The following is a 23,403-nucleotide window of genomic DNA, read 5'->3' as shown; positions in this document are numbered from 1 at the left end:
TCATCGTCTGCACAGGGTGCAAACGCCGCATCCAGTCTTGAGCAAAGGCTGTGCCGCTTGCACGCAACGGCGCGCACATAAACCGGCGAGGGCTCTGGGTCGAGGCCTGCCGCGCAACGCTCACACGCCTGGGGCGTTGACCCGCAAAAAACCCGGGCTCAGCCACTTGTTCAATTGATAAGGTTATGTTTTATAACTATCTGAGCAGTTGCTCATATCGATCACTCGCTTTGCAGGGGCATAACAATGACTAATCCCCACAGCGCGCTGCCCGACGACCGGGTGGCCAGCGCGCCCTACCCTCCGCGAGGCGACAGTCGCCAACTCAGTGACAGCAGCTCGCCCACCACTGCGGAACTGGCCGACTGCCTGTTCTTTTCCCCTGAAGACGGGCGCATCTGGCTCAACGATCAACGCATGTTGTTGCTGCACAGTTCGTCGTTCGGCGCCCTGCGCGCCGAGGTCATCGAGCGCCTGGGACTGGACCAGGCCCGGGGCCTGTTCACCCGCACCGGTTATGCCTCCGGCGCACGGGATGCGCGCTTGATCCGCGAGCGCTGGCCACAGGCCGATGCCGCCGCGGTATTTCGCGCCGGGACACACCTGCACACCCTGGAAGGCATGACCAAGGTCGAACCGCTGCACTTCAAGTTCGATGCCGACTCGGGGTTCTATGAAGGGGAATTTCTCTGGCACCACTCGTGCGAAGCCGATGAACATGTGGGGGCCTACGGCATCGGCCAGGACCCGGTGTGCTGGACCGAAACCGGCTACGCCATCGGCTTCGTCAGTGGCCTCTTCGGGCAAATGGTGATTTTCCGCGAAGTGGAATGCCGTGGCATGGGCCATCGCCGTTGCCGCGTGATTGGCAAGACGGCCGAGCAATGGGGTGATGTCGAACAGGACCTGCGCTACCTGAATGTGTCCCAGGCCGTCACTGGCCCTGCCACCCCCACGCTCGCAGGCCCCGTGGGCAGCAGTGGCGGAACCCGCCAGCCGCAACCGTTGGTAGGCGCCAGTGCCGCGTTCAACGCGGCGATGCAAGCGCTGCAAAGGGTTGCACTGACGCCCGCGACGGTGCTGATCAGCGGTGAGTCCGGTGTGGGCAAAGAGATGTTTGCGCGCCAGCTGCACCAGCTCAGTCGTCGCCATGACAGCCCGTTTGTGGCACTCAATTGCGCCGCCATCCCGGATAACCTGGTGGAGGCCGAACTCTTTGGTGTCGAACGCGGCGCCTATACCGGCGCTACGCACTCGCGCCCCGGGCGATTCGAACGGGCCCAGGGTGGCACCCTGTTCCTGGATGAAATCACCAGCCTCAGCCTGCCCGGGCAAAGCAAGTTGCTGCGAGCCTTGCAGGAACGGGAAATCGAACGGGTCGGCGGGGTGCGCGGGATCAAGGTGGATGTGCGCGTGGTGGCCGCCACCAATATCGACCTGCGTAAAGCCGTGGCAGACGGAAGCTTTCGCGAAGACCTGTTCTACCGGCTGAACGTTTACCCCATCGCCCTGCCCCCGCTGCGTGAACGCCGGGACGACATCCCGCTACTGATCAATGCGTTCCTGACGCGCTTCTGCCAGGACTACGCCCGGACCCCGGCAGGCCTGACCATGCGCGCCCTGAAGACGTTGCTGCGCTACGACTTCGCGGGCAATGTGCGCGAGCTGCAAAACCTCATCGAACGCGGCCTGATCGCCAGCGACGAAGGCCAGGCCATTGACCTGGTGCATCTGTTTCGCAACGAACCGCTGCCCGCCGAGCCCTATGGCCTCGACGACCAAGGCAGCCTGTCAAATACCGCGCAGGCGCCTCGCTCGACGCTGCTGGATACCCTCGACCCGTTGGACCAGGGGGTTTCCATTGAAGGCCTTGAATCGCGCCTGATCACTGAAGCATTGCAACAAAGCGCCGGCAACCTGGCCGCGGCCGCCAGGCTCGTGGGGCTCAGCCGTGCTCAATTTGCTTACCGTATGAAGAAGCACCGGCGGCAAACTCCTTGAATGGCAATTAGTGCTTTAAAAGCTTTACCCAATTAAGTATTTTGCAGGGGTATGGGGCCGACACGCGCCCCTCTTTATTATTCGTGACAAGGATCTCCTGTGAGTGGACTGCGTGAACGTCAGAAAGCCGAGCGCCGGCAAGCTATCAGTGAAGCTGCGGTCGAACTGTTTGAGCGCCAGGGTTTCCAGAACACCACCATCGAACAGATCGCCAGCCAGGCCGGAGTGTCGCCGCCGACGGTGTTCAAGTACTTCGGCAACAAGCAGGAAATCATCCTGGAGATCCTGCATCACGCCGATCAACGCGCGATCAGCGACACCCGCAGCCTGATCCACCAAATAGACGACCCGGTCGAAGCGCTCTGCCACCTGGAACGCCTGCTCACGGGCTATGCCCTGGAGGTCATGCACCCCAGCCTGTGGCGTGAACTGCTGCCGCTGATCCTGTTCGGCGGCAGCAATGGACTGCCCGAAGGCTACCGGGCCATGAACGATGCGCTCAGGGCCGAAATCAGCGAACTGCTGCGGGAACTGCAACGGGCCGGCAAGCTGCGCGCGCAACTCGATGTGGAATTGGCCGCGTTCCTGTTGAACGACTATTCGCACCTGCAATTGTTCAGGCTGGTGAACCAGGAACACCCGGATATCGACGCGCACTCCCTGCAGGTCAGGCGCATCACCGAGCTGGTGTTTTACGGCATGCAGGCCTGATTGCCTCCTGAGTCGAGCCCGGCGCGCACGCACCGGGCCACACAGATCATCGGTTGCTCTTGATGGCGGTCCAGGCGCGGGTACGGATGCGCTCCACGGCGGCCGGAATCGGCTCCAGGGCAAACAGGGTCTTGCGCGCTTCGTCCGGCACATACATGTTGGGGTCGTTGCGGATGCTGGCGTCCACCAGCGCGGTAGCGTCCCTGTTCGGGTTGGGGTAGCCGATCTTGTTGCTGATGCGCGCAATCACGTCCGGGCGCAGGATGTAATTGATGAACGCATGGGCCTCCGCCAGATCAGGGGCCTTGGCCGGGATCATCATCACGTCCGACCACATCGGCGCGCCTTCCTTGGGCAGTGCCATCTGGACCTTGACGCCCTTGCCGGCGGCATCTGCCAGACGCATGGCCAGTGCGACGCCGCCGGACCAGCCCACGCCCACACAGATATCACCGTTGGCCAGGTCCATGCCGTAGCGCGACGAGTTGAAGTAAGTCACGTAAGGGCGAATCTTCATCATCACCGCCTGGGCTTGCACATAGTCCTCACGCTTCTGGCTATTAGGGTCGAGGCCCTTGTAGTGCAAGGCAATCGGCAGGATCTCGTTGCCGGCGTCGAGGAAACCCACGCCACAACTGGCGAGCTTGGCGAGGTTTTCTTCCTTGAAGATGATGTCCCAGCTGTTCATTTGCACGTCGGGGCCGAGGGCTTTGCGCACCTTGTCGACGTTGTAGCCGATCAATGTGGTGCCCCACAGGTAAGGCGCGGCGTAGCGGTTGCCGGTGTCACCCACGGCTTCCAGGGACTGCATGAACTGCGGGTCCAGGTGCTGCCAGTTGGGCAACTGCTTGCGGTCCAGCGGTTGCACGGCACCGGCCGTGATCAAGTGCCCCAGGTTAGCGGTGCCGGGGAACACCACGTCGTACCCGGAGTTGCCCGTCAACAGTTTGGACTCCATGGTTTCGGCACTGTCGAACACATCATAAATAGGCCGAATGCCGGTTTCTTCCTCGAAGCTCTTCAGCACTTCGGGTGGCAGGTATTCGATCCAGTTGTAGATCCGTACGGTTCGTTCTTCAGCCAGGCAAACACCACTGATGAGCAACGAGGCGACAGTGCCCAGCACGGTATTACGCAGAAATCTGTTCATGATCAAAACACTCCAGCGCGGCCGCGATGGCTCGCAGCACTTAATAGCGGTAGGTGAAATACAGTTCCAGCGCACTGAACGTCTGGTCATCGCCAAACACCTGTTTGGCGGTGGCCAGTGGCTTGACCCAGTTGTAGGACAGCGACGTATAGAACGACGGCGTGGGTGTCCAGTCGAGGAAAACCACACTTTCGTCGGCAAAGCGCCGATCTCTGACCGGTGCGCCCAGGTAGTTTTTCTCATCCAGCCAGAACTGGTAGTGAATCGCGCCGAGGGTCAGGGTTTCGTTGAGGTGGGTCTTGAGGGAGAACTGCTGGACATTTTCGTTGCTGTTGAACAGCAGGTAATTGCCGACCACGTCCCCGACCAGCCACGTGCTCCAGTCGACGAAGCCTTTGCTCAGTGGGTCCCAGGCTTTTTGCCGGTTGTCGGTGAGGTTGTCGTCGCCGGAAAAGCTCGCGTAGCGGTAGCCAAGGACCGGCGTCAGCGGCAAGGTGTTGAAGGCATAGTCGGCCTGGGCATACCAGGCGCTGGCAGCGTAATCGACACCCTCGCCGCTGCCCCGCTCCAGCGCGTACTCGGCATTCAGCGTCAGCGCCTGTACGCCGGGCACTTTGGCGTTGAGCGCCCGCAGGTTATACACCTGCATCCCGTCCCGGCGGCGCGGGAGCGTGCTACCTCTGGGGCCAAGGGCATTGACCTTCATGGCCATGGCGCCGAGCGTCACCTGGTCATCGAGGTTGTAATCCAGGTTGACGCCGGTCATGCGAAAATCGCCCAAGTCATCATCGGTGCGCAAGGTGAAAGCCTGAGACTTCAGCGCACCATGATCCCAGGCGAGGATCGCCGAATCCCTGAACGCGGTTCGCGGGCCGAGCCAGTAGGCGCCATCCTTGAACTGGTCGAGGTTGCCATCCATGACGATGAACCCCGTACCGATCATGTAGTTCTGGCGGCCGGCGGTGAGCTTCCACTCGCCGGCGCGAAAACCGCCATAGAGTTCTTCGGCGGCGGCCTTGCCATCGGAACTGCGGCTGAAGCCACCCGCGTCACCATCGCCAAAGGTGCTCGCCGCCACCAGGGAACCGCCCGCGAGCAGGCTAAAATCCGGTTGCAGCGCGTACTCGAGTTTGACCCCCGGTTTTACGTAAACCTCTTGCCAGTTGATCCGGGCGCCGCCGTTTTTACCGTTGCGCGCATCGACCCGGCCGCTGCCGAAGTTGACCCCACGGGTAAACAACGTTGCCCCGCCTGCGGTGAGATTGACTTCGCCCTTGAGATCGCCGTCCTCAAAGGTGTAGCCCGCGAATGCGACGTGGGTGGTCAAGGGTAAGCCGACCGCCAACAGCGCTCGAGAGAAACGCTTGGTGAATACCATAAGAAGCTCCTGTGGAATTATTGTTGTTACAGGGCAGTCAATGGCGACGCAGGGCGCCGCCAACACCTGGGCAAGCCAGGTGAATAGAACGCAAAACTCTTATTGTTTGGCGTGGGTCAGTGGCTCAGGTGGGCGGCGATCGCGCGCAGCATGCGCACGCTGTCAGTATCAAATGGGCTGACCGCATCGGTAAGCGAAGACTGCTTGACGATCACTACGCCGGACGGCTTGTCGATGAACAGGTACTGGCCGTGAATACCCCCGGCCATCAGGGCCTGGCTGTGGTCGTTGAACACGTACCACTGGCTTCGATAGGACGCACCGGGCGTCCAGCGGGAGAACTCAACATTTTGCGTGTAGATGGCCGGGTCCGCACCGGCGGTGATACGGGCCACAGTCTCGGGCGACAACAACTCAACACCGTCGTGACGACCGTTGTTGGCCAGCAAGCGACCGAAACGCGCCATGTCTCTCAAGGTGGCGCTGAAGCCCGCCCCGGCCACGTTACGGCCCCAGGGATCGGCCAAAAAATAGCCGTCGCGCTCGCATCCCAGGCGCCCCCAGACCTCCTCCAGCATCTGACTGCAGGCCTTGCCCGAGGCACGTTCCATGACCCACGCCAAGGCTTCGGTGGTGGCCGTCACATAATGGAAAAAGCCCCCGTGGCTGCCGCGTTTCTTGAGGGATGGCAAGTACTGGTACAACGATTCGAACTGCGCGTACTGCGCCGGTGCGGGTTGAAAGCCGCAGGCATAGCCGTACTGCGAGCTTTCTGAATTGGGGTCGTCATACACTTCGCTGTAGTCGATGCCCACCGCCATATCGAACAATTGGCGCACCGTCGCATCGCCAAATGCGCTGCCCGCCAGTTCAGGCACGTAGTAAGCGGCCGGCCGCTCGGGCTTGAGCACGCCGCTCGTCACCAACTGTTCACCCAAGGTACCGATCAGCGACTTGGTGACCGAGAACATGATGTGCCGGTCACAGGCGCGCTGACCGTTGAAGTAGCGCTCGTACAACACCGTGTCACCCTGCATCACCAAAAAGGCGTCCGTCTGGCTGGCGACAAGGTGCTCGATCACACGGATGCCCAGCCCACTCTCACTGTCGAAACACAGCTGATCCAGCGCGCGCGGGGCCTCCTGAAGCTGACCGACAGGCCCTGGCCCCGCCGACACATCAATGCTGGGGCGCAGTCGCGCCAGATGACGGAACCCCCACTGATTGAAGGGCGTGCGCATCCAGTTGTTCCACGTTACCCGGTGTTCCGGCGCGGCGGGAAACCCCTGCATCAGCAGCGGCGCCACGCGAGTGGCCAATGAAGACTCATTGGCCTCGACATAAGAAGTCGCGAGGGAGAATTGGGCTTTATGACTCATCGGGGTAACCCTGAAGATGACTCTGCATGAAGCAGATGCAGAGAAATAATTACCCCATATAATATTTTAGTCAATAAAACTTTTTACCATGAAAATATATCCCCTTACACGCAGTGCCCGGGGCAACTGCAGCCTGTGTGGTCACACATTACCTTTGCGTGGATTGTTACCGTCGATCAAAGGTAAGCGTCCGGCAAAGCCACGGTAAGCACCTAGCCAGGACACCTCCCTGGTGCGTCAGGGGCGGTGCCCCTTACGGTTTGTTAAATTATTCGAGGTGGTAATTCAACCAAATATGGTGCGTTCCATCGGTGTCAATTGTGATCCCTCCTGACCCTGATATCCCTTTCAAACCGTCCGTACCACTGCCTCCAACTATGCAGAAAAACTCATCTGCACGATCAATTCCGGTAGTGGAGGCGGAATGAATGAAGTTAAAGGAACCCTCTACCCCATTCACCGTACCCTTGAAGCTCTCCATCGCGATGTAGCTGCCCCTTCTTGACGCTTGGTCGAACGCCGCAGTAAAGGCTGTTGAAGAAATACCATCGATAGCTCCTGTATAGGACTTTTCCATGGAGCTGATCGACACTGGTAAGCCTGTTGTAATTTCGGGCGTGAGAGTCAGGTCAGTTGGTTTGAAATTCTTGGAGGAAAAAGTGGCTCGCGCTTCCATTCGGATCAATCCTGTTCCATATGAGTTGAGCGGTCATTCTAATGCAAGAGCACCCTCACGTTGAGAACGTCAGGCCGAGATCCAATGCTCTGGCAGCAGTTGGTCGATCTCACTTGCTCGCTGCGTCGGCAGGCGCGTCAGCACATCTTTCAGATACGCATAAGGATCATGCCCATTCATGCGGGCGGACTGAATCCAGCTCATGATCGCAGCTGCCCGTTTACCGCTGCGTAGCGACCCGGCGAACAACCAGTTCGAGCGTCCAAGTGCCCACGGCCTTATCTGATTTTCGACCGCGTTATTATCTATGGGCACAGCCCCGTCCTCGAGATATCGAGTCAGTGCCGTCCAGCGTTTGAGGCTGTAATCCAGAGCTTTCGCGATAGCCGACCCTTCGGGCACAAGATCATGCTGGGCCAACATCCAGGTATGCAGTGCGTCGATAATGGGGGCCGCTTTTTCCTGGCGTATTCGCCAGCGATTTTCGTCGGTCATTTCCCGCGCTTGCCGTTCAATTTCGTACAACCCGCCAATTGAGTGCAGCGCCTGCTCAGCCAGTTGGCTTTTATTCGTCGCGTGCAAATCGAAAAACTTGCGGCGGGCGTGGGCCTGGCAGCCGATTTCGGTGATGCCTTGTTGGAAGCTGGCTTTGTAGCCGGCAAAATCATCGCAAACCAGCTTGCCATTCCACGGGCCAAGAAAGTTGCGTGCATGTTCGCCCGCACGGCTTGGGCTGAAGTCGTACACCACTGCCTGGAGCGCCGAAAAAGGCGTAGTGCAGTCGGCCCAGACATAAGCGCGATGGATTTTCTTCTCGCCCGGCGTGAGCATCTGCACCAGCGTTTCGTCAGCGTGGATCACGCCTTGAGCAAGCACTGTTTCGCGCAGTGCGTCGACCAAGGGTTGGAACTGCACGCCAGTTTGGCCGACCCACTGCGCCAGTGTCGAGCGGGCGATAGCCAGGCCGGCGCGGCCGGCGGATTCAACGCCTTCAGCTCGGCTTCGATGGCCGCGATGTCGGTGTCGAGCAGGTCGTCGAGCAGGCAGCCTTGGGCAGGGCTCAATTGCTCACTGCGCTTGGCAAACTTATTACGTTTGAACCAGGCGATTTCGTGGGTGAGCTGCTCGATGATGGTTTGGTAGCGGTCGTTCTTCTTGCCCATCCGGTCGACCTGCTGCCCGAGAGAATCAACCTGGGACAGCAACTGCGCCGCGAGCCTTGGGCGCTCATTGGGACAGCCTGGACTGCATTGTGCACTCTGTCTTTCCTACCTGGGCGCGGAACGCACCATGCCTAACTATAACGTCATGGGCATGGCAAAAGCCTCTCTCGAAGCCAGTGTACGTTATCTTGCCGGCTCACTAGGCCCGCAAGGCACTCGCGTCAATGCCGTCTCGGCTGGCCCGATACGCACGCTGGCCGCATCAGGTATCAAGAACTTCCGCAAGATGCTCGCGGCTAACGAGGCGCAGACTCCACTGCGCCGCAACGTTACTATCGAAGAAGTTGGCAACGCTGGCGCATTCTTGTGTTCGGAGCTGGCGTCCGGAATTAGCGGCGAAATACTGTATGTCGATGGCGGCTTCAATACCACAGCGATGGGCAACATTGAAGATTGAGGCTTCATAGGTTGCGGAAGCTTGTTATTAAGACTCAATACTTCTGCACTTTTGGATCAGGGGCGGCCAATAGGCCGCCACCTGGAGACTCATGAAGCATTCATTTGCTGAAATAACTTAACCGTATAGGCAAGAAATCCAACTTACCCCGGTTACCGGGGGACGTAAATGCGTTATGTTACGGCCCCCCCATCTTAATGATTAATCCCATGCAACTCACACGGCTCGATATTAATCCAATGTAAGGCAAAGAGGTGTCTACGAAACCCGGGGCGATTCAGTCAGGGCTTCGCCAAATACCACTGCGCGAGGCAATATCATCGTCATTTCCTCATTTTCTTGTCGTAGGGACAACTGCTGGCTGATCAGCTTCGACCGGTAATCACTTACTCAATGCGCTTTGGTGAAAGGCAGGGATTGATGAGCACCGTTTCGATTGAATAACGTCATCGCCTGTTCCGCGACGATATTCGCTCGGTGTCTGTTCCATTTCGATGCGAAAGTGTCTGTTGAAGTTAGAGAGGTCTTCATAGCCAACTTCAAAGCAGATGTCTGCAGCCGACATCTCTGTTTGCGACAACAGCCGACAGGTGCGCTGAAGGCGGTTGGCCGGACGCGTTCAAATATTAAAACCAGGTTTCCATCTGTATGCCGTATTGCCATACGCCTCCAGCGTGGAAGTCCGTCATGCCAAAGGAGTCTGTGGTACTGAATCTGTCCAGATCCGAAGACCAGTTCATGAAGCTTGCGAACACTCGCAATTCGGGGCGTGTGAGAAGATCTCCAACGTCAAGTTTGAATGTCGGGGCGACAGTGAATTTCCAGAAGTTACCGTCGACCGCATTACGTTGTAGATAGCCCTTGGGGTCGAGCTTCATGGTTTGCCAACTCATTTCGTAGGCCATCTCGAAGTTGCTGTTGATTTGGTTAGCCAATCGCACGTTGAGGGTTAGCCAGCGGTAGTCGTCACCCTTGACGTATCTGTCCTTGCTCTGCTCGGCCAGCAAACTGGGCCCGATGCGCCAGTCAGGCGCAATAGGCGTCTCACCGTAAAGTGCAAGACGCAGAGCGCGGGCGTCGTCAATCAGTTCACCGTCCGAGCCAACGTTCTTGACCTCGGCCCCCAGGCCTTGCCCATAGAGCAGCGCGGTTTTGAAGAAGCCTTCTCTGCCGAAAAAGTTTTTCTGGTGATTGGCCAACATGGTGTGCAAGCCGGAATTCGCAGGCGTCAAACCTGCCTTATTGGTGCGGGTACCGAAATCGTTTTTCTTTGCGCCGATGGCGTTGTACATCCACTGCCATTGACCCTCCTCGAAGAACTGGTTGGAGGTCAGGATGTAGCTTTCCACATTGGCATTAATACCGCCCTGACTGAAATCCCCGTAGCTACGCCCAATCAAGGAGTAATTGGAGCGCCAATTCTTGTTCATCTGCACATCGTAAATGCCACCGCCGGTGCCGGCCAGGTAGACGACGTCAGAGTCCAACCAGTGGATATCGAAATTATCTCTATCAAATCGCTTGCCTGCCCACAGCGTGGCGTTCTCGAACACTGAATTCCCTTTGAACGCCGCCACATGGTCGAGCGCGGTGAACACCTGGCGTACGTTCAGTTTGCTCTCGTCGGCCGTCCAGTCATTGGAGCTTTCCACCCCGTCGGCGATGGAGACCGTGAATTTGGAACGGGTACCGTTTTGCGCATAGATTTCTTTCGACAGGTCTATACGCATGTAGGTGTCGTCCTCGTTACCGAGTCGCCCGACTGCGCCACCGACCGAGCCGGCCGGCGTTGTATAAGGGCCACCACGGCCACCACCAAGCCCTTCGTCGACCAGCAATCCAGAGCGGGCATAGCCGTGGAAGCTGAACCCATCCGTGAGGTGTCCGGTATTGCCCTCTTTCTCCAGGCTTTGCTGACGGGCTTCGAGTTTCGCCACCCGGGTGTCCAAAGCAGGCTCCGCAATGACTTTCGCTGTAGACGCGGCGGGCTGCAAGGGAGGTGTGGCGAGTTTGATCTGCTGCAGTTCCCTGGCAAGTGCTTGGGTCTGCTGTTCAGCCGCGGCTGCACGCTGTTCTGCTGCGCTGGCACGGGCTTCAAACGCGGCCATGCGCTCTTCCAGAGTCATGGCCTGAGAGGTTGCCGCCGATGTGCCGAGCACACCTGCAAGTAGCCAGTTTGATCCTTTCCGCATGGTGGATTTCCTATTTTTTTATTGTTTGCTCCCGCAACCGGGCTTTTTTGCGTGAGTTGCGAGTTGTTCCAATTGGCGAAAAAAGGATGTCTTATCGCAAATACGCTGATACATTTGGCCGTGTTAACGTTAACTTCTCTAAAAACAAAAATAAAGGGTGATCAATGAAACATCTGAAATCTCTTCTTCCTGCCGCACTGTTCACCCTCTGTGTCGGACTTCCATCCGTCTCGAACGCAGCCGATTTGACGATCTCGTGCGGCGCGGTGGGTGCGGAGCTGCAACTCTGCAAAGAGGCAGTCGAGGCATGGTCCAAACAGACCGGCCACAACGTCCAAGTGGTTTCCACGCCTAACTCGGCGACCGAGAGGTTGTCGTTCTACCAACAAATTCTCAGCGCGCAGTCCACTGACATCGACATCATTCAAATCGATATGGTGTGGCCCGGGATGCTGGCCAAACATCTGCTGGATTTGCGCGACGTGCTGCCCGCCGATGCGACGCAAGGCTACTTCCAGGCACAGGTGGATAACGCGACTGTGAATGGACGGCTAGTAACGATGCCGTGGTTCACCGACTCGGGCCTGCTGTATTACCGCAAGGACTTGCTCGAGAAGTACAACAAGCAGGTTCCCCAGACCTGGGAGGAAATGACCACTACCGCCAGGGAGGTTCAACAGGCTGAACGCAACGCCGGGAACGCCAATGCGTGGGGTTATATCTTCCAGGGACGCGCTTACGAGGGGCTGACGTGTAATGCGCTGGAGTGGATCAGCAGCCAACCGGAAGGCGGGCTGGTCAATCCACGCGGAGAGATCGTGGTCAACAGTCAGGCCTCAAGAACTGCTTTGGCCCTGGCGAAAAGCTGGGTAGGCGACATCTCCCCACGCGGCGTACTCAACTACACCGAGGAAGAAGGACGTGGCGTATTCCAGTCGGGAAATGCGTTGTTCATGCGTAACTGGCCTTATGTCTGGGCCCTGGTGCAAAGCCAGGACAGTGTCGTCAAGGACAAGGTTGGGGTTGCTCCCCTGCCCCGAGGCGGCATGACCGGTAGCCATGCGTCCACGCTCGGCGGCTGGGGCCTGGCGGTATCCCGTTACAGCGCTCATCCCAAACTCGCGGCAGAGTTGGTGAGCTACCTCACCAGTGCTCAAGAGCAAAAACACCGTGCCCTGATCGGCGCCTATAACCCGGTTATCGAGTCGCTGTATCAGGACCCCGAATTGCTCGCGTCAATGCCTTATTACAGTCAGCTCCACAGCATTCTCAGCGACGGGGTCATGCGCCCCGCCTCAATCACCGCCGAGCGTTACCCACGGGTCTCCAATGCGTTCTTCGATCGAGTGCATGGCGTGCTGGCAGGCGAGTTGCCTGTCGATCAGGCACTGGCCGAACTGGAAAGCGAACTCACGCGCATCAAACGCAAGAACTGGTAAGCCACAAGGAAGAAAATCACCATGCCTGCCTCTATTACCCATGCCTGCCCTGATGAGCGCCTGCTCATCAGGGAAACCCCCATAGAGCGTCGCCGAATACGCGCTGCCTGGCTGTTTCTGACACCGATGTTGCTGTGTCTGGCCCTGGTGGCCGCCTGGCCGCTGCTACGGACATTCTGGTTCAGCCTGACCGACGCCGACCTGGCGGACACCGGTGGCGGATCCTTCGTGGGCTTGAGCAATTATCTGTCCCGCGACGGCGCCAACTGGTCGGGCATCCTGGTTGATCCACAATGGTGGAACGCCGTGCGCAACACGTTGCATTTCACCGTGGTGTCGGTGGGACTGGAAGTCGTCCTGGGGCTGCTGGTGGCGTTGCTGCTGAACACCAAGTTCACCGGCCGCTCCCTGGTGCGTGCGCTGATTCTGATTCCGTGGGCAATTCCTACCATTGTCTCGGCGAAGATCTGGTCATGGATGCTCAACGACCAGTTCGGCATCATCAATCACATGATGCTGAGCGTCGGCCTGATTGATGCTCCCCTGGCCTGGACAGCAGATGCGGATCTGTCGATGTGGGCGGTCATCATCGTCGACGTCTGGAAGACGGTGCCTTTTGTCACGCTACTGATGCTGGCTGCCTTGCAGATGTTGCCGAGCGATTGTTACGAAGCCGCCAAGGTCGATGGTATTCATCCGCTGAAAGTGTTCTGGCGCGTTACGCTTCCACTGTTGATGCCAGCCTTGTTGGTGGCCGCGATCTTCCGCATCCTCGATTCCCTGCGGGTATTCGACGTCATCTATGTGCTGACCTCAAACTCTTCCAGCACCATGAGCATGTCGGTCTATGCCCGCCAACACTTGGTGGAGTTCCAGGATGTTGGCTATGGCAGCGCGGCCTCGACTCTGCTGTTTCTGGTCGTTGCGGTAATCGCCATGCTTTACCTTTACCTCGGACGCCGTCAAATGGAGGTTCGAGCATGAGCCTGCGCTTACTCAAAAAAGCGCTGTTGCGCTTCGGGTTCTGGTGCCTGATCGGGGTTTTGTTGCTGTATGCGGTCTTCCCTTTCTATTACGCCATCGTGACGTCACTAAAGCCGTCCAGCGCTTTGTTCGAGGTCAGTTACTGGGTCGACAATCCCGACTTTTCCAACTATGCGACGGTACTCCACCAAGCCTCATTCCTGCGGGCTATCGGTAACTCGCTGACGGTCGCGCTTTGCGTGGTGACGCTGGCGCTGTTCCTCAGTGTGACTGCCGCCTATGCCTTGGGAAGAGTGAAATTCCGTGGGCGTGGCACGGTATTGATGATGGTGCTGGGCGTGTCGATGTTTCCCCAGGTCGCGGTACTGTCGGGGCTGTTCGAAGTGATCCGCGCTCTGGGCCTGTACAACACGTCTTGGGCGTTGATCCTGAGCTACACCATTTTCACCCTGCCCTTCACCGTCTGGGTGCTGACCACGTTCATGGGTCAACTCCCTCATGAACTGGAAGAAGCGGCAATCATGGATGGCGCTTCGCCCTGGGTCACGCTTACCCGGGTGCTGTTGCCACTGCTATGGCCCGCACTGGTCACCACCGGTTTGTTGGCCTTTATCGCCGCGTGGAACGAGTTCCTGTTCGCCTTGACCTTCACCCTTACAGACTCACAACGCACGGTGCCTGTTGCCATCGCCTTGATTTCCGGCGGGAGCCCCCATGAGCTGCCTTGGGGGCTGTTGATGGCCGCATCGGTACTGGTCACCGTCCCACTGGTGGTCCTGGTGCTGATCTTCCAGCGTCGAATCGTTTCCGGCCTCACTGCCGGCGCGCTAAAGGGTTGATGCCCAACAACTACAAGGAACAGCATCGTGATCAAATTGAAGCTAGATAATGTGAACAAACAATTGGGCGGCGCACGGATTCTTCGCGACGTCAGCCTGGAGATTGCTGCGGGTGAATTCGTGGTCTTCGTTGGCCCTTCGGGTTGCGGAAAGTCGACCCTGCTGCGACTGATCGCCGGGCTGGATTCCATCTGCGGCGGCGACTTGTTGATCGACGGGCGAAGGGTCAACGACCTGGAACCGCGCGAGCGTGGCGTCGGCATGGTGTTTCAGTCTTATGCGCTGTACCCGCATATGAGCGTCTACGACAACATCAGCTTTGGTCTCAAACTGGCCAAGACTGAAAAGACCAGTCTGCGCGAGCGCGTGCTGAAAACTGCGCAAATCCTGCAGTTGGACAAACTGCTGCAACGCAAGCCAAAGGAACTGTCTGGCGGGCAGCGTCAGCGTGTGGCGATGGGTAGGGCCATGGCGCGCGAACCGGACATTTTGTTGTTCGATGAGCCGCTCTCCAATCTGGATGCATCCTTGCGGGTGCAGATGCGCAACGAAATCGCCCGGCTGCATGATCGACTTGGCTCGACAATGGTCTACGTCACCCACGATCAGGTGGAGGCGATGACCCTGGCGGATAAAATTGTTGTGCTCAACGGCGGTCGCGTAGAGCAGGTCGGCTCACCGCGTGAACTCTATGAGCGTCCAGCAAGCCGCTTTGTCGCCGGTTTCCTCGGCTCGCCCAAAATGAATTTTCTGGCGGCACGCCTGCAGGCCCCGGGAGCCACCAGCCTGGTCGACGCCCCCGTGTTGGGCATGACCACCCTGCCCTTCGAGAGCACCGACCTGGCGGCGGGTACGCTGCTGACCCTGGGGGTTCGCCCCGAGCACATTTCGCTCAAAGCGGCAGAGGCAGACGCCGGAATCGTCGTGACCGGGGTCGAATACCTTGGCAGCGAAACGTATGTGCACCTCGAAACAGGTCAGGACGAGCCACTGATCTGTCGTTGTGAGGTCAGCGCCGGCTGGCAGGCTGGCGATCGGGTCGAGCTGCAGCTGGACATCGACAACCTGCACCTGTTCGGCGAGGACGGCACTGCCTTGAAGCGCCCCCCCCACACTGTTGAAAACCCGCGCAGTGATGTCTCCCTGCACGCAGTCCGAGTACAGGCCCTATGACCATGCCGTCAAATAACATCAGCGATCCAATGTCTTCCTGCCTCGACCTTGCGCAGCGTGCACTGACTGATGGCCTGTCTCGCGTCATCCAGGATTATCGACCCGATTATCATATCGCCCCCCCGGCAGGCTGGATGAACGACCCTAACGGGGTCGTGTACTTTCGTGGCGAATACCACGTGTTCTATCAACATTACCCCTTCGAAGCCAAATGGGGCCCTATGTATTGGGGGCACGCCAAGAGTGCCGACCTGGTTCATTGGCAGCACCTGCCCATCGCGCTGGCACCTGGCGAAGACTTCGACCGTGACGGTTGTTTTTCCGGTAGTGCCGTGGTGTGTGGAGAGACCTTGGCCCTGATCTACACCGGCCACACCTGGCTGGGAGAAGTGGGGGATGAACGCTTGATCCGTCAAGTTCAGTGCCTGGCCACCAGCACTGACGGCATCCAGTTCGTCAAGCATGGCGCCGTCATCGAGACCCCACCGCAAGACACCATCATGCACTTTCGTGACCCCAAGGTATGGAAGGAAAATGGCTGCTGGTACCTCATTGTCGGCGCACGCCTGGGCGATACGCCGCTGCTGCCGTTGTACCGTTCCACCGATCTGCACGCCTGGGAGTTTCTCGACTATGTGGCAAGCGGCAGCGAGGGTGATGGCTATATGTGGGAATGCCCGGACCTGTTTCGGCTAAACGGACACGATGTACTGCTGTACTCCCCTCAAGGAATGCAGTCCGAAGGTTACGAACGGCTCAACAAGTACCAGACGGGTTACCGCGTGGGCCGACTCGACAACGAGTGGCACTTCACTGGCGGGCCGTTTATCGAGCTGGATAATGGCCACGACTTCTATGCCGCACAAACGCTATTGGCCCCCGATGGTCGGCGCCTCGTGTGGGCGTGGCTCGACATGTGGGAAAGCCCGATGCCAAGCCAGGCCCATCATTGGTGCGGCATGCTCGGTTTGCCACGCGAGCTTGAACTCAGCGCAGATCGCCTTTGCATGTTTCCGGCACGGGAGCTCACCGCTCTGCGCCAGGCAGCGTTGCCGAGTACGCCCTGGTGGGATGAGCAGGGAACCCGGGACGTGCCGCACGTGAATGGCGATAGGCTGGAAATCCATGTGCACCTGGATGTGCTCGACTGCACCGATGGGCACTTGGGGATCGCCTTGCGCTGTAGCGACGATGGCCATGAACAGACCCTGCTCTACTACGATGCGGTGTTGCAGCGCCTGGTCCTTGACCGCAGCCGCTCAGGTGCGCAAGTCACCGGTCAGCGCAGCGTGGCGATAGACCCGACACAAGGCTTGCTGGCACTGCGTGTGTTCCTCGATCGCTCGTCCATTGAGGTGTTCGACGAAAACGGGCGCTTCAGCCTCAGCAGTCGCCTATACCCACAGCCCGGTAGTTTGGGTGTGAAGCTTGTTGCAAGCGGGAGTGGCGGACGTGTCTCGATTTCCAGGGCATGGTCTCTCGCCTCGGGATGGTTATGAGCAGCATCATTGGAGTCGCGAGAAGCGCAAACCATGTGTCATGTGTCATGATTCGTCGTCAATCTGACCGGTTTCTCCTCGCATGACTTCAGTGAAAGACGTTGCACAGCTGGCCGGTGTGTCCCTGATGACTGTTTCTCGAGCGCTCAGCAATCCGGAAAAACTGAGCCCCGAAACCTATCAGCGGGTGCGTCGTGCCATTGACGAACTGCAATTCGTACCGAGCATGTCGGCGCGAAAGATTCGCGGCGACAACCTCCAGAGTCGAACCATCGGTGTGTTCGCACTGGACACTGCTACAACACCGTTTGCTGTCGAGTTACTGCTGTCCATCGAACAGACCGCGCAGCAAGCTGGCTGGAATGTCTTTATCCTCAATCTGCTAAGCAACCCGCCCAGCGACCAGAATATCGACCTGATGCTATCGCACCGTCCCGACGGGCTGATCTTCAGTGCCATGGGGTTACGCCAGGTGTGCATTCCTGAGCGTTTGAAGAGCAAACCCCTGGTACTCGCCAATTGCCTGGCCGATGACAGTCACCTGGTCAGTTATGTGCCAGACGACGAAATGGGACAGTATCGGGCGGTACACCACGCCCTGAGCCAGGGCTATAGGCGCCCTCTGTGTATCAATTTGCCCAAAAAGAGCCTGGCCTGGCACCTGCGACAAAAAGGCATGCAGCGCGCCTGTCAGGCATTCGGGCTGGCGCCTGACGCGCTCCTGCAATACGACCTTTCTGATCATGACGCCTATGGTGAAACCGCAGCCATCCTCGACAGGCACATCATGGACGGTCGTCCCCAATTCGACATTCTGATCTGTGGCAACGACCGCATTGCCTTTTGTGCCTATCAGTTGTTGTTGGGCCGTGGCCTGAAAATTCCAGACGATGTCGCAGTACTCGGCTACGACAACATGATCGGTATCGCTGAACTGTTCATCCCACCGCTGACAACGGTACAACTGCCGTACTACGAGATCGGGCGCAGGGCCGCCCGGCACCTGATCGAAGCCCTCGACGTATCCGGAGCCCAGCCAGTTGATTGCCCATTGGTTGCCAGGACATCGCTATAAAGGATTTAGTTAATTCGGCGAAAGCCGCCCTCAGTTATCCAGCTACCGGTAGCACGACAGGGGCAGGCATTGCTGGCTCGGCGTGGTTGTGGCCGATCAGTCAACCCAGCCATGACAACACTGCCCTGCGTCATCAGTGCCTCCGAAAGTGATTTTCGGCGCAGATAGAACGTAACAAGGTCAATTCAAGGAGAATGACAGTGAAGTGGATGGATGATTTGCTAGACACGATCGACAATGCCCGAACCGAAGTTGAATTGTTGACCCGGATCGTAAGCACTGCAAAACATCTAGGGTTTGACTATTGCGCCTATGGGATCCGAATACCTATACCCGTCACCCGCCCCAAGGTCGTGATGAGCAACAACTTTCTGCCTTCGTGGCGACAACGCTATACCCAATGCGAATACATCGCCGTGGACCCGACGGTACAACACTGCACGAAATCGACGGTACCGATTGTCTGGGACGAGCAAATGACCCAGCAAAACCCGCAGATGTGGGAGGAAGCCCGCGCCGTCGGACTAGCCCACGGTTGGGCGCAATCCTGTCTGGACGGCCGCGGCAGCGGCGGCATGCTGACACTGGCGCGCCCCAATGACCCTATTACTACCCAAGAGCTTGCCGCCAATCAAAAATACATGCGTTTTTTGGTGCAGGTCGCCCATCAGGGTTTCTTGCGCGTGCTGACACCGCACTGGCAATTACCACAGGAAAAATCGCTGTCGCGGCGCGAATGTGAAGTCCTTAAGTGGGCAGCCGACGGCAAGACCGCCCACGAGATCGGTTTGATCCTCTCGCTATCGCGGGAAACCATCAAGTTTCACCTGCGCAATGCAGGCTCGAAACTGGGCGTCCATAACTGTACCGCTACCGTAGTGCGCGCCACTTCACTGGGCTTGCTCGTCTGACACACAACTCAGTTCCGCACCTCTGATGCGTTAAGGTCGCTGAGTGATAACAACAATAATGATACTCGCACCTTGGCGGCACACCTGCCCAAAAGAGCAGTACCTAAGCATTCGATTATTCTGCCGAATAGCCCCTCGATTATTTGCCGAGGGTTCCTCATGTATATGACCACGGGTACGCGCCTTACATTACCGATAGAACTGTGGCAGGCCCTGTTGCTCTATCGCTATCGCGTATTTGTCGAGAAGCTTGGATGGCATCTGGATTGTGAGATCGGTGAGGAACTGGATCAATTCGACCGCGACGACACGGTATACGTGATCGCCCATCAAGGCCCGCGCATCGTCGGCGTAGCGCGGCTGCTGCCCACGCACAAGCCCTATCTGCTGGGAGAGGTGTTCCCCCAGGTGATTGGCGGCCAGGCACTCCCTCATTCCGCAGACATCTGGGAAATCTCCCGTTTTGCCGCCGTCGACCTGCAACAACAGACCTTCACTGGCCATTCACTGTCATCGCCGAACGCCGTGGCGCTACTGCACGAAGTGCTCAAGGTCGCGGCTCGCCACGAGGTTCGCCAATTGATCACGGTCTCTCCGCCGGGGATTGCCCGATTGTTGCGCAAAGCGGGCTTCGACGCGCATTGCGAGGGCAAGCTGACCGTAATCGACGGGCATAAGATCATGGCCAACTGGATCAGGGTACCGCCCAGCCTTGTTGATCGAGCAGTGGCCTGAAGCATCACGAAAGGCCTGCCGCTGCCGGCAAGTTGGCCAAGCCGACTCCCCAAAAGGTTAGGTTACAACCTCAGGCACCTACTCTTAAATAGTGCTGCATCGGCATTCCAACCGACTCTATAAAGGACACGCGCCCTACATGAAAAACGTCATTGTCATTTCTGGCCATCCTGATCTCTCGGTTTCCCGCGTCAATACCGCGATCATGAGCAAGATCAGCCATCGTGGCGTCAAGGTCCATAGCCTGGCCAGCGCGGTCACGCCCACCGGGTTCGATATTCATGCAGAGCAAGCGTTGCTCGATGCCCATGACCGCATCGTGTTGCTGTTTCCGTTGTATTGGTATTCCTGCCCGGCAATCATGAAACAGTGGATCGATGAAGTGTTCACCCCCGGCTATGCCTACGCACGCGGCGGCGACAAGCTCAAGAACAAGGAGTTCATGATCATCACCACGGTGGGTGCACCATCCACAGGCTACCGCGCTGGCGGGTTCAACCGTTACACACTGGATGAATTGCTCAGGCCTTTGCAGCAGACGGTGGCGTATGTCAAAGGTATCTACCTGCCTGTTGTCGGGATTTACGAATCGGTATTCATCGATGACGAATCAATCGACGTCACCGCTCGGAATGTCGCCGAACAGGTCATTGAGGACCAGGCATCCGCCGACCAGCTCTACGAAAACATGCTGTTGCAGGCCGAGCAGGCGCAAATCGCCCTGCTGCAATAAGGCGTCATCAAGGATGAAGACGCCAAATGACCAGATCCCACCGTGCGCCAGCCTGGTGGCCGCGCACCATGAGCTGAATTTTCTGCATTCGGCCAGCGCGATCATCGACACCGAATCCACGGTATTCGAACTGTACTGCCAAATGACGGCCGCGACGCCCGCCTGGCTCAAAGGCGCGTTCAGGCTGCGCGACAGCATCTCCCAGCACTTTCACGTCGAGAGGATCGGCGGGTTCTCGGGCGTCACACCACAGTGCGTCCCGACGGTCGGCGAAAAGCTCGATTTCTTCACCATCGAGGCCATCAGCGCACAGAAGCTGGTACTGACCTCACGCGATACCCATCTGGCGGTCATGGTCTCGATCGATGCAACACTCGCGCAACCGCGTTGCCTGCATATCACCACCTCCGTCAAGACCTTCAACACGTTCGGCCGCCTGTACATGCTGCCGGTGGCGCCGGTGCATGGGCTCATCATCAAGCTTTTACTGTCCCACCTCCCCCTACATTCCCCAACTCGCTCACTTGGAGATCGCAACTCATGAACAGCGCAGACTCGATTGACCCTCATCTGTTGCACAAAGACACATCCAAGGATGTCCTGATCGCTCGACCAAGGCTGCTTCTGCCCAGTTTTCTCAGCACTCCGATCGGTGCCGAAATACTGGCTGGCAACGCGCAGGATCAGGCCCTGTTCAAGGCCCTGTACCGTGCGCAAGATGGCCAGTATGTGCTGCGCTATCTGCCCTTGACCATCAGCGCGCAGCAGGCGAGCACACTCTCCACCTTCGAGATCCGCCTGACTGACTTCTATACCGAGTGCGGCGACCACTTCATCCTCACGGCTGAATTCATTCCCCAGCAGGCCCAACGCTACCTGGCCCAGCATTTTCAGGGCGGTGATACCGAAATACCGGCCGACCAGGTATTACGCATGATCGAATGCCTTGAAGCGCTCGCGCAGTGGGATAAGGCCAGGCAGGGGTCTTATCTGTTGATCAACGACACCAAGAATTACTACTTCTACAACAAGCAGCACGAACATGTACCAGGCCTGATGTTGATCGAAGTGGCCAGGCAAGCCATGTACCACTACGTCTACAACTACTTGGGACACCAACGCGGCGCAGTTTCCATTTCTATCGAAGACTTGCGCATTTCCTTCAATGCCTACACCGAATCGGCCTATGAAGTCGAAGTCGTGGTGCAGCAGGCCCAGGGCCTCAAGCGATCACAACCCAAGTCCATCGACAAGTGCGCGAACTTCTATCAGAACGGTCGGCTGGTGTCGCGTCTTTGGCTACAAGGCGCAGTGATCAAGTTACCGCTGTTCAAACGCATGCGCTCGTTGAACTACCCTCAGGATCATTGGTTTGCCCCTTCTGATCGCTTGCCCAAGAACATCCTCGTGCATCACGCCGATAGCGTGTTGCAAGCCAGGCTGAGCCTGCTCTCGGTACTGGGAGTGCTGGTGACTCATCAAGGCGGGGCCATCGATTGGAGCACCGTCAGTACCGTATCGCTCTACATCGAAGGGGGTGGTTTCCTCAGTCTGCCAGTTGCTTCGAGCTGCTCCACCAGCGAGTCCGACCAGCGAGTGCTGGTGTTCGGCAAGCTGTCCAAGAACCAGGCCAGCGAACTGCGTGAAACGATCAAGTGCCACTGCTTCTTTGCCGGGCAGATGCAATGGGCCGCTGCCGCTGCCCCTTCACCTGCCTCTCTCGCCCACGAGCAAATCGTGGCATGAGGATCGTGCGCCCATGAGCTATGAGATATCACAACGCCCACTGGTGATCGGCCAGAGCGTTTCGCTGAAAAACCGCTTGTATTTCGCCCCGATGGGCATCGACCTGGCCACCTCGGACGGTTCGCTGTCCGAGGAAATGCTCACCTTCTATAAACATGTGATCGACGGTGGCTGCGCCATGGTGGTGCTGGGCAACTCCTCCATAGCGCCTTCCACGCGCCTGCATGCGCGTGGCCTGTGCCTGCACAGCGATGCCAACCTGGAAAAGCTCGTGCCGCTGGTGGAGTACGGTCGCCAGCGGGACTGCCCAGTGGTGGTGCAACTTCAGCATTACGGAGCCCAAGGCGGCACGCAGATCAGCGGCCAACCGCTGCTTTGCCCGAGCCGCAGTGCGTTATCCGCCAGCAGCGGCGCCGATCTATTGGTAGAGATGAGTGTCGAGGACATCGACGCTGTCTGCGATCAGTTTGCCCAAGCGGCTCTGCGTGCCAGGCAGGCCGGTGCCAGGATGGTCCAGCTTCAGGCATCCAACGGCTATCTGCTGAGCAGTTTTCTGTCGCCCTGGACCAACCATCGCCGTGACGCCTATGGCGCAAGCCCCATCAAGCGAGCGCGGTTCCTGCTGGAAGTCATCGACCGCATTCATAGGGTTACCGCTGGAGACCTGGAGGTTTCCGTGCGCCTGGGCATCGATGATTGTCTGGGCGCCAGAGGGCAGCAACCGGAACTGCTCGAGGACGTGGTGGCAGCCCTGGCGGACGCGGGGACGTCGGCAATCATGTGCTCGATCACCATCAAGGAAACCTTCCGCTACATGCTTACTGCCCATCCGACAATTCAGCGACAGTTCGTCGAAGGGGTACGCCTGATCAAGTCGTTCACCTCGCTCCCGGTCGGCTATGCCGGTTTCATTGGCTCCCTGCAGGAGGCAGAAGATCAACTGCGGCTTGGTCACTGCGACCTGATCGGCATGAGCCGGGCCCTTTTTGCCGATAACGACCTGATCAGCAAGTCGCTCGCCGGCCACGAGGATCAGGTCCAGCAATGCCGGTTTGACGGTAACTGCTTTCGGGACAAGAGCAATCCGCAACTCGATCGGGTGTATTGCTGTGTAAATGAGCATTACAAGCGTCCTGCTCACATCCATTACGGGAATCAATAA

19 protein-coding genes and 3 pseudogenes are annotated in these 23,403 nt (G+C 58.2%); 15 read left to right on the top strand and 7 right to left on the bottom strand.

What is annotated here, in order from left to right:
* The first annotated feature begins 246 nt into the window (after positions 1-246).
* Together HBO41_RS17540 and HBO41_RS17535 are read left to right on the top strand one after the other, a co-directional pair.
* Complete coding sequence (locus HBO41_RS17540; protein ID WP_017139049.1) at positions 247-2,001, top strand: sigma-54-dependent Fis family transcriptional regulator; 1,755 nt, start codon at positions 247-249, stop codon at positions 1,999-2,001.
* A 99-nt stretch (positions 2,002-2,100) separates the two neighbouring features.
* Positions 2,101-2,712 carry a TetR/AcrR family transcriptional regulator gene (locus HBO41_RS17535; protein ID WP_099547700.1) on the top strand — a complete coding sequence of 204 codons (612 nt, stop codon included), beginning with the start codon at positions 2,101-2,103 and terminating at the stop codon, positions 2,710-2,712.
* Between the two features lie 46 nt (positions 2,713-2,758).
* Here HBO41_RS17535 and HBO41_RS17530 read toward each other — a convergent pair whose 3' ends face one another.
* From HBO41_RS17530 to tnpC, 5 genes and pseudogenes are all read right to left on the bottom strand, one after another.
* Positions 2,759-3,862 (bottom strand): polyamine ABC transporter substrate-binding protein, encoded by a 1,104-nt coding sequence (locus tag HBO41_RS17530; protein WP_169987124.1) that lies wholly within the window; start codon positions 3,860-3,862, stop codon positions 2,759-2,761.
* Between the two features lie 40 nt (positions 3,863-3,902).
* A complete protein-coding gene (locus HBO41_RS17525; protein WP_017139045.1) occupies positions 3,903-5,240 on the bottom strand; it encodes an alginate export family protein in 1,338 nt (445 codons plus the stop codon).
* A 116-nt stretch (positions 5,241-5,356) separates the two neighbouring features.
* Positions 5,357-6,619: a serine hydrolase gene (locus HBO41_RS17520; protein WP_169987122.1), complete on the bottom strand. Its 1,263-nt coding sequence runs from the start codon at positions 6,617-6,619 to the stop codon at positions 5,357-5,359.
* A 268-nt stretch (positions 6,620-6,887) separates the two neighbouring features.
* Positions 6,888-7,295, bottom strand: a complete 408-nt coding sequence (locus HBO41_RS17515) for a DUF3224 domain-containing protein (protein ID WP_017139043.1) — start codon at positions 7,293-7,295, stop codon at positions 6,888-6,890.
* Between the two features lie 69 nt (positions 7,296-7,364).
* A pseudogene (tnpC, locus tag HBO41_RS17510) lies at positions 7,365-8,500 on the bottom strand (IS66 family transposase).
* 52 nt (positions 8,501-8,552) lie between these two features.
* Between tnpC and fabI the strand changes: the two are divergent.
* Positions 8,553-8,915, top strand: a pseudogene (gene fabI, locus HBO41_RS17505) (enoyl-ACP reductase FabI); the annotation flags it as partial.
* Between the two features lie 390 nt (positions 8,916-9,305).
* Here the strand turns inward: fabI and HBO41_RS17500 are convergent.
* A pseudogene (locus tag HBO41_RS17500) lies at positions 9,306-9,519 on the bottom strand (helix-turn-helix domain-containing protein); the annotation flags it as partial.
* Between the two features lie 22 nt (positions 9,520-9,541).
* On the bottom strand, positions 9,542-11,107 hold the full coding sequence (locus HBO41_RS17495; RefSeq protein WP_017139041.1) for a carbohydrate porin: 1,566 nt from the start codon (positions 11,105-11,107) through the stop codon (positions 9,542-9,544).
* 164 nt (positions 11,108-11,271) lie between these two features.
* On the opposite strand from HBO41_RS17495, the gene HBO41_RS17490 reads away from it, so the two are divergent.
* From HBO41_RS17490 to HBO41_RS17435, 12 genes are all read left to right on the top strand, one after another.
* Positions 11,272-12,546, top strand: coding sequence for an ABC transporter substrate-binding protein (locus tag HBO41_RS17490; RefSeq protein WP_026013843.1), 1,275 nt, complete (start codon positions 11,272-11,274; stop codon positions 12,544-12,546).
* Positions 12,547-12,567: 21 nt separating this feature from the next.
* Positions 12,568-13,530, top strand: coding sequence for a carbohydrate ABC transporter permease (locus tag HBO41_RS17485; RefSeq protein WP_099547696.1), 963 nt, complete (start codon positions 12,568-12,570; stop codon positions 13,528-13,530).
* The gene (locus tag HBO41_RS17480; RefSeq protein ID WP_017139038.1) at positions 13,527-14,369 is read left to right on the top strand and encodes a carbohydrate ABC transporter permease; all 843 of its coding nucleotides are present in this window, start codon (positions 13,527-13,529) and stop codon (positions 14,367-14,369) included. Before HBO41_RS17485 ends, HBO41_RS17480 begins: the two co-directional genes overlap by 4 nt.
* A gap of 27 nt (positions 14,370-14,396) precedes the next feature.
* The gene (locus HBO41_RS17475; protein WP_169987120.1) at positions 14,397-15,542 is read left to right on the top strand and encodes a sn-glycerol-3-phosphate ABC transporter ATP-binding protein UgpC; all 1,146 of its coding nucleotides are present in this window, start codon (positions 14,397-14,399) and stop codon (positions 15,540-15,542) included.
* A 29-nt stretch (positions 15,543-15,571) separates the two neighbouring features.
* Positions 15,572-17,041, top strand: coding sequence for a sucrose-6-phosphate hydrolase (locus tag HBO41_RS17470; RefSeq protein ID WP_080593801.1), 1,470 nt, complete (start codon positions 15,572-15,574; stop codon positions 17,039-17,041).
* Between the two features lie 82 nt (positions 17,042-17,123).
* Positions 17,124-18,116 carry a LacI family DNA-binding transcriptional regulator gene (locus tag HBO41_RS17465; protein WP_169987118.1) on the top strand — a complete coding sequence of 331 codons (993 nt, stop codon included), beginning with the start codon at positions 17,124-17,126 and terminating at the stop codon, positions 18,114-18,116.
* A 194-nt stretch (positions 18,117-18,310) separates the two neighbouring features.
* A complete protein-coding gene (locus HBO41_RS17460) occupies positions 18,311-19,027 on the top strand; it encodes an autoinducer binding domain-containing protein (protein ID WP_017139034.1) in 717 nt (238 codons plus the stop codon).
* 159 nt (positions 19,028-19,186) lie between these two features.
* The gene (locus HBO41_RS17455) at positions 19,187-19,762 is read left to right on the top strand and encodes an acyl-homoserine-lactone synthase (RefSeq protein WP_169987116.1); all 576 of its coding nucleotides are present in this window, start codon (positions 19,187-19,189) and stop codon (positions 19,760-19,762) included.
* 139 nt (positions 19,763-19,901) lie between these two features.
* Positions 19,902-20,495 carry an NAD(P)H-dependent oxidoreductase gene (locus tag HBO41_RS17450; protein ID WP_017139032.1) on the top strand — a complete coding sequence of 198 codons (594 nt, stop codon included), beginning with the start codon at positions 19,902-19,904 and terminating at the stop codon, positions 20,493-20,495.
* A gap of 13 nt (positions 20,496-20,508) precedes the next feature.
* On the top strand, positions 20,509-21,039 hold the full coding sequence (locus HBO41_RS17445) for a DUF2867 domain-containing protein (RefSeq protein ID WP_099547692.1): 531 nt from the start codon (positions 20,509-20,511) through the stop codon (positions 21,037-21,039).
* Complete coding sequence (locus HBO41_RS17440) at positions 21,036-22,241, top strand: AfsA-related hotdog domain-containing protein (protein ID WP_169987114.1); 1,206 nt, start codon at positions 21,036-21,038, stop codon at positions 22,239-22,241. Before HBO41_RS17445 ends, HBO41_RS17440 begins: the two co-directional genes overlap by 4 nt.
* Positions 22,242-22,254: 13 nt before the next feature.
* Entirely contained in the window at positions 22,255-23,403 is a 1,149-nt protein-coding gene (locus HBO41_RS17435) for a hypothetical protein (RefSeq protein ID WP_017139029.1), read from the top strand.

Source organism: Pseudomonas sp. WS 5146, assembly GCF_012985495.1.
GTDB lineage: Bacteria > Pseudomonadota > Gammaproteobacteria > Pseudomonadales > Pseudomonadaceae > Aquipseudomonas > Aquipseudomonas edaphica.
The sequence above is the reverse complement of the archived record's forward strand: the minus strand, read 5'-3'. Positions and strand labels throughout refer to the sequence as shown.